The organism is bacterium (assembly GCA_041648665.1).
In the GTDB taxonomy this organism is placed as follows: domain Bacteria; phylum UBA10199; class UBA10199; order 2-02-FULL-44-16; family JAAZCA01; genus JAFGMW01.
Window position 1 is genome coordinate 1 of sequence record JBAZOP010000188.1, and the last position, 2,971, is coordinate 2,971.

Consider the following 2,971-nt stretch of genomic DNA (forward strand, 5'->3'; position numbering starts at 1 on the left):
TCCTTCGGCAGGCGCGTCCGCCTCGCCTTCATTCGCCGCCTTCGCAAAGCGGCCCTTTTCGTCCCTGGCGCGCTGATCGGCGGCCTTGGCGGCTTCCGCAGCGGCATCGTCATCCGGCTCGCCAGCGGGCTCCGCAGGCTCGGCGGGGGCCGACTCTTTCGCCTCGGCCCGCGAAAGCTGCGCTTCGATCGCGGCATTGATGATGGAGCGGGTGTCAGTAGGCGCGGCTTCGCGTTCCGGCGAGCCGCCGGCAAGTTCTTCGTCAGACATGCGATGGGTCAGGGGTTGCGCCGCGATTGATGGCGGCTAGTGATCGCTCTACTCAGAGAGCATCCTTCGGCAAAATGCCGGTATCGAGCGGCGCGGGTCGATAGCCCTGTTCAACCATATGAACCGACGTCACTACGTCTTCGATTATCGGGCGTAGATTTGGCTCCCGCACCGTCGTCGGCGCGTCATTGCCGACCTCGATGCATGGATTGTCGCCCTCGCGGAGAGACTTGCGATAGGACGACTTGCTTTCATAAATCTTTCCGTCCTTCATGCTCTGGAAAGGCTCGGACGGGATATCTGATATTACAAATGGGTGCGGGAGAAGCGATCTATTCGGCGGGTCGCCCCAATGGAATTTGCAGTTATCCGGCCAGGGCCGTTCAGTCGAATGCCAGCCGCCGCAGATGCGGCAGCTTACCAATCTCGGTATCGCCATTCACTTCGCCTTTTGGCTTTGCGCGCAAGAGTTAGTAGGCTTCCAAATAGCTGACGGTCTGCGTTCCGGTCGCGACAATGCCGAATACGGCCGCGTTGCCTTCGATCGTGATGCTATAGCCTATGACGCCCTGAAGGAGCGTTCCGGTCGTCGTCGTCACGCCAGAATCGCCAATGAAAACGTCAGTGGTTCCGTGGTTGACGATGCGGACGTTTTTTCGGTTGGCGCGCCCGGGGACAATCCCAGTCGCCGCCGTTCCGACGGACACTTGAGCCGTCGCAATGTTAATAGGCTGTTGCCCAATCAGCTTCCCGTATACCGCCTTCAGGATCGAGATGACGGTCCCGTTGCCCGTTCCTGTCCACCCGGCGTCAGCAATCGCTCCTGTCGCGACATCGGCTCCATTCGCGATAGTGACGGCTTGGTTGCCAGCACCGGGGGTAGACGTCACAGAGCCGGAGACGACGAGAGGATTCGCCGCATTGCCGATAGGCGCATTTGTTTCAGGGTCAATCAGCCATGTGAAGCCGGGCATGTTCTATACCTCAGATTAGTCTTGCGGAGGCCGCCGCGCGATCGGTCCGGCGCGGTCCTTCATCTTCGCCGCCTCGGCCTTCTCAGCCTTGCGCATCTCGTGCATTTCGCGCTCGGCTTCAATTTCTGCCGCGCGGCGCTGCGCTTCGAGTTCCGCTTCAAGGAGCATCTGCCGCGCATAGTGCTCTTGCTGGGCGAGAGCCGTCGCGCGCTCTATGTGCGCTTGCTCGACCTTCAACTGGCCCTCGACTTGCGCCTGTTGCGCGCTGATATTCGCCTTCGCGATCTCGGCCTGCGCTTTCGCCTTCGCGGCCTCGGCCTTCATCTCGTCAGGGCTCGGAGGAGGCGGCGGTTTCGGCGCATTCGCCATCTCTTCGAGCTTGTCCAGCGCGCTTTCGATGACATCCTCCATCGTCGATGCAGCCCGGAACGCGCGAACCTGAAACAGGATCAACTCGCGCGCCATCGGCAATAGCTGCGTCGCCTGAGCGACGATCGGAGCCCATACTTTGACAAGCTCCGTGACCGTCTTCACGAACTCGGCGCGGTCCTGGCGCTCTTGCGTCTCGTCGCCGGCGATCATGCTGTCGCTCTCGATATCGATCGAGAACCGGCGCAGCGTGCCGTCTCGCAATAGCGACATGACCTGATCGATTGTCACATCGCCATTGCCCATCGGGGCGGACGACATGGGCGCGATCGGCGGCGGCTGTTGCGGCGCTCCGCCGGGCATCGTCATAGGGGCCATGGTCTCAGCGCTTTCTATTAGATGAACACCAATCGAAGAAAATGCGATTGCGCTCGGCTTCGGTTTCCCCTCTCATGATCCGATCGACGACAGATTTGATGTGCCCGTCGCTCGAATCGAATGACGCCGCGGGGAATAGCCGCTTGAACTTTTCCAGCGCGACAGTGATGGTCTCGCGCCACGAGGCGGCGTCATCATATTCAGTCATGTTACGACGCCAGCCTCATAGCGACCACTTCGACACCGTTATGCCGCCATGCTCGGATCGAAAATCAGGCGAGCGCACGCCGTATCGCGAGAAATCGATTTCCATATGATGCAGCTCCGCTGTTCACTTCTCTATTCCCGTAAACACGCGCTCTAGATATTTGATCGCCGCCCGCATATCAGGCTGTTCCAACGCCTCTTCAACAATCTCGCACCTTGCCGAGAATGGAATATCAAAGCGTGATGTGTCTGGCTCCCCGCGATCCAACCATTGCGATCTGCGATGCCATATGACGCCATTGACGACGCTCAAGAATTGGTCGGCGTTGAGATGCGTCATCATCGCCTTTCTACGCCGCCACTGTCTTTCTGAGCTTGGCGATCAAAGCTCTATTCTTGGCGATGTTATCTCTCATCGCCGACATATCCTTCGCGATCTCTTCTTGCACTGATGTTCCGTTCTTCTCCGCCCTTGCGAGCATGAGAAAGAGGATAACCGGGACGCCTTCTTTGTCCTTGTCGGCGCCGTTCAGAATCATGAATGTCATGCCGCTATCCCTTGAGTTGGCATAGGCTGCATCGGCATAGCGCCAGCCGGTGGGGCCTGTTGCGCCTGCGCCTGCGCGATCAAAGCTTGCTGCTGCGCGGCGAGGCGCTGCTGCTGTACCTCCGCGTCGGTCGGAAGCTGAATTCCCGTCATCGCCATGAGCGTGTCCGGCTGGAAATGCGATGCGATGATCTCGCCCGTGATCCGCGCGACGTCGCGGCAGAAC

8 protein-coding genes are annotated in these 2,971 nt (G+C 59.7%); all 8 read right to left on the minus strand.

All coding sequences use genetic code 11. From position 1 onward, the window contains the following. A partial coding sequence (locus WC683_20480; GenBank protein MFA4974988.1) for a hypothetical protein occupies window positions 1–270 on the minus strand: 270 nt, incomplete at its 3' end. Window positions 271–322: 52 nt separating this feature from the next. Then, complete coding sequence (locus tag WC683_20485; protein ID MFA4974989.1) at window positions 323–544, minus strand: hypothetical protein; 222 nt, start codon at window positions 542–544, stop codon at window positions 323–325. A 196-nt stretch (window positions 545–740) separates the two neighbouring features. Continuing rightward, window positions 741–1,244 (minus strand): hypothetical protein, encoded by a 504-nt coding sequence (locus WC683_20490; protein ID MFA4974990.1) that lies wholly within the window; start codon window positions 1,242–1,244, stop codon window positions 741–743. Between the two features lie 15 nt (window positions 1,245–1,259). After that, complete coding sequence (locus WC683_20495) at window positions 1,260–1,991, minus strand: hypothetical protein (protein MFA4974991.1); 732 nt, start codon at window positions 1,989–1,991, stop codon at window positions 1,260–1,262. A 4-nt stretch (window positions 1,992–1,995) separates the two neighbouring features. Next, complete coding sequence (locus tag WC683_20500; GenBank protein MFA4974992.1) at window positions 1,996–2,199, minus strand: hypothetical protein; 204 nt, start codon at window positions 2,197–2,199, stop codon at window positions 1,996–1,998. A 123-nt stretch (window positions 2,200–2,322) separates the two neighbouring features. Then, window positions 2,323–2,541: a hypothetical protein gene (locus WC683_20505; protein MFA4974993.1), complete on the minus strand. Its 219-nt coding sequence runs from the start codon at window positions 2,539–2,541 to the stop codon at window positions 2,323–2,325. Between the two features lie 7 nt (window positions 2,542–2,548). Beyond that, window positions 2,549–2,746, minus strand: coding sequence for a hypothetical protein (locus WC683_20510; GenBank protein ID MFA4974994.1), 198 nt, complete (start codon window positions 2,744–2,746; stop codon window positions 2,549–2,551). Then, a partial coding sequence (locus WC683_20515; GenBank protein MFA4974995.1) for a hypothetical protein occupies window positions 2,743–2,971 on the minus strand: 229 nt, incomplete at its 5' end. The genes WC683_20515 and WC683_20510, both read right to left, overlap by 4 nt.